Raw genomic sequence first — 4026 nt, 5'->3', positions numbered from 1 at the left:
CTGACATTCGAGCATCTTAAGGCGCAGATTTCTGCCGGGGAAATCGACACCGTATTGGTATGCATGGTCGATATGCAGGGCCGTTTGATGGGCAAGCGGTTTCATGCGGGTCATTTTGTTGCGGGGGCGTGGGAAGAGACGCATTGCTGCAATTATCTGCTGGCGACGGATCTCGAGATGGGGACGCCGGATGGGTATGCGTCGACCAGTTGGGAGCGGGGCTATGGCGATTATGTGATGAAGCCGGATCTGAGCACGCTGCGCCCTGTACCGTGGCTGGAAGGCACGGCGATGGTGATGTGCGATGTGCTGGATCATCACACGCATGAAGAAGTGCCACACGCGCCGCGCTCGATCCTGAAACGTCAGGTGAACCGGCTGAAGGCGATGGGCTATGACGCGATGTGCGCCACCGAGCTGGAGTTTTTCCTGTTCGAGAAAAGCTTTGATCAGATCCGCAAGGAAGGCTTTCGCGACCTTGAGCCGATCTCGGGGTACAACGAAGACTATCACATCCTTCAGACCACCAAGGAAGAGCATGTGATGCGCCCGATCCGCAACCATCTGTGGGATGCGGGGATACCGGTCGAGAACACGAAAGGTGAGGCCGAGACCGGGCAGGAAGAACTGAACATCAAATACGCGCCTGCGATGGAGACGGCCGAGTATCACTCGATCGCCAAGAACGCGGTGAAAGAGATTGCCTGGCAGCATGGGCATGCCGCGACCTTCCTGCCGAAATGGCATCATGAGAAGGTGGGCAGTTCCAGCCACGTGCATCAGTCGCTCTGGTCCGAGGGGCGGCCGATCTTTTTCGACGAAAAAGATCCGCTCGGCATGTCGGATGTGATGAAAAGCTACATGGCGGGTCTTTTGAAATACGCCGCCGATTACACCTGTTTCATGGCGCCCTACATCAACAGCTACAAGCGGTTCATGAAGGGGACCTTTGCGCCGACGCGGATCATCTGGTCGGTGGACAACCGCACCGCCGGGTTCCGCCTGTGCGGTGACGGCACCAAGGCGGTGCGGGTGGAATGCCGTATCCCGGGCTCGGATATGAACCCCTATCTGGCGATGGCTGGGATGCTGGCGGCGGGGATCGCTGGGATCGAAGAAGGGCTGGAGTTGCAGCCGCCGACCACGGGCGACGTCTATCAGGGAGAGACGGGGATGATCCCGGGCAATCTGCGCGCGGCGCGGGATGCGCTGCATGGCTCGGCGATGTTGCGGGCTGCGATGGGAGATGACGTTGTCGATCACTATGCGCGCGCGGCCGAGGTTGAGATCGAAGAGTTTGAGCGCGTGGTGACCGATTGGGAAATTGCCCGCGGGTTTGAGCGGGCTTGAGAGGGTGAAAGCGAGGGGCCAGCCCCGCCGCCATTGGCGCTCGAACCAATGGCGCACCAATGGCGGCCCCCGAGATATTTATGGCCAGATGAAGCAGGGATCCTGCTCTCTTTAGAGATGGAGTGACTATGGGGCAGATGTTGCAATGTGTCTCGCCGATTGATGGGTCGGTTTTTGCCGAGCGCGAGGTGTTGTCGCGGGAGGCCGCGTTTGAGGTTGCGGGCCGGGCGCGGGCCGCACAGGCGGCTTGGGCGGCGCGGCCCTTGCGGGAACGCATTGATCTCGTGATGGCGGGTGTGGCTGCTGTCGGCGCGATGAATGAGGAAATCGTGCCCGAGTTGGCGCATATGATGGGTCGCCCGGTGCGCTATGGCGGTGAGTTCGGCGGCTTCAACGAGCGCGCAAGCCATATGGCCGGGATTGCCGAAAGCGCGTTGGCTGATATCGCGGTGGGCGAAGATGAGACGTTCAAACGCTATATCAAGCGCATCCCGCATGGGGTGGTGTTTGTGGTGGCGCCGTGGAACTACCCCTACATGACGGCGATCAACACGGTGGCCCCGGCGCTGATCGCGGGTAATACGGTGATCCTGAAACACGCCACGCAGACCCTGCTGGTGGGCGAGCGTATGGCGCAGGCCTTCCATGCAGCGGGTGTGCCCGAAGACGTGTTCCAGAATGTCTTTCTGAGCCATGACGTGACCAACGATCTGATCGCGGGCAATGCGTTCGACTTCGTGAACTTCACCGGATCGGTCGGCGGCGGCCAGGCGATGGAGCGCGCGGCGGCGGGCACCTTTACCGGTGTCGGGACTGAGTTGGGCGGCAAGGATCCGGGTTATGTGATGGACGATGCCGATCTGGAGGCGGCGGTTGAGACGCTGATCGACGGGGCAATGTTCAACGCGGGCCAGTGCTGCTGCGGGATCGAGCGGATCTATGTGCACGAAAGCCTGTATGACGACTTCGTCGTCAGGGCGGTGGAGATCGTGAAGGGCTATAAGCTGGGCAATCCGCTGGACGCTGAAACCACCATTGGCCCGATGGCCAATGTGCGCTTTGCCGATGAGGTGCGGGCGCAGATTGCCGAGGCGGTCGAGGCTGGTGCGGTGGCCCATATCGACATTTTCCCCGAGGATGATGGCGGCGCATATCTGACGCCGCAGATCCTGACCAATGTCACCCATGACATGCGGGTGATGCGGGATGAAAGCTTTGGTCCGGTAGTGGGCATCATGAAAGTGTCCTCGGATGACGAGGCCACCCGGCTGATGAATGACAGCGCGTTTGGCCTGACGGCGAGCCTCTGGACCCGCGATCTGGATCGCGCGGCCCGCGTGGGTGACCAGATTGAGACGGGCACCGTCTTCATGAACCGGGCCGATTATCTGGATCCCGGCCTGTGCTGGACCGGCTGCAAGAATACCGGGCGCGGCGGCGGTCTCTCGGTCATTGGCTATCACAACCTGACACGTCCCAAATCCTATCACCTGAAAAAGGTCACGGGCTAAGGACGCCGGCCTGCCTCGGAATGACCCCCTCGCCGGGGCAGGCCTTTTGACACGAAGGAAAGCAAACATGTCACTTGTTGGAAACTGGTCTTATCCAACCGCAATCAAATTCGGGGCCGGGCGGATCAATGAATTACCCGAAGCCTGTGCTGCGGCCGGCATGAAGAAGCCGCTGCTGGTCACCGACAAGGGGCTGGCCGACCTGCCGATCACCACCGCGACGCTGGATATCATGGAGACCGCCGGTCTGGGCCGGGGTCTGTTCGCGGATGTGGACCCGAACCCCAATGAACAGAACCTCGAGGCCGGTGTTGCGGCCTATAACGCGGGCGGCCATGACGGGGTGATCGCTTTTGGCGGCGGCTCGGGGCTGGATCTGGGCAAGATGGTCGCCTTCATGTGTGGTCAGACGCGCCCGGTCTGGGACTTTGAGGACATCGGCGATTGGTGGACCCGAGCGGATGCCGATGCCATCGCGCCGATCATCGCCGTGCCCACAACCGCCGGGACCGGGTCCGAAGTGGGGCGCGCCAGCGTCATCACCAACTCGGAAACCCACGCCAAGAAGATCATCTTCCACCCCAAGGTGCTGCCCACGGTCGTGATCTGCGACCCCGAGCTGACGGTGGGCATGCCCAGGTTCATCACCGCAGGCACCGGTCTGGATGCGTTCGCGCATTGTGTCGAGGCGTTTAGCAGCCCGCATTACCACCCGATGTCTCAGGGCATCGCGCTGGAAGGGATGCGGCTGGTCAAGGACTACCTGCCACGTGCCTATGCGGACGGCACCGACATCGAAGCCCGCGCCCAGATGATGAGCGCGGCGGCGATGGGGGCCACCGCTTTCCAGAAAGGCCTGGGCGCCATCCACGCCATGAGCCACCCCGTCGGCGCGGTGTTCAACACCCACCACGGCACCACCAACGCGGTCTGCATGCCCGCCGTACTCGAGTTCAACGCGCCAGTCATCGCCGACCGCTTCCAGCAAGCCGCCGCCTATCTGGGCATCGACGGCGGCTTCGACGGCTTCCGCAGCTTCGTGCAAGAGTTCAACGACAGCCTCGCCATCCCCCGCAATCTCTCCGACCTCGGCGTCACCAAAGCCGCCATCCCCGAACTGGTCCAGGGCGCAATCATCGACCCCTCATGCGGAGGGAATCCGATC

General features: G+C 61.9%; 3 protein-coding genes. All 3 read left to right on the top strand.

Annotated elements, in window-relative coordinates; all coding sequences use genetic code 11:
- Nucleotides 1-1350: glutamine synthetase family protein (locus tag ACR0MP_RS21975; RefSeq protein WP_480888107.1), on the top strand; the 1350-nt coding region annotated here is incomplete at its 5' end.
- 128 nt (nucleotides 1351-1478) lie between these two features.
- Nucleotides 1479-2861, top strand: a complete 1383-nt coding sequence (locus ACR0MP_RS21970; protein WP_170408891.1) for an aldehyde dehydrogenase family protein — start codon at nucleotides 1479-1481, stop codon at nucleotides 2859-2861.
- 67 nt (nucleotides 2862-2928) lie between these two features.
- On the top strand, nucleotides 2929-4026 hold a 1098-nt coding region (locus tag ACR0MP_RS21965), incomplete at its 3' end, for an iron-containing alcohol dehydrogenase (protein WP_170408892.1).

It is taken from the genome of Ruegeria sp. K3 (assembly GCF_056531845.1).
Note: the sequence above shows the minus strand (reverse complement) of the source record. Positions and strands in the feature narration are given on the sequence as shown.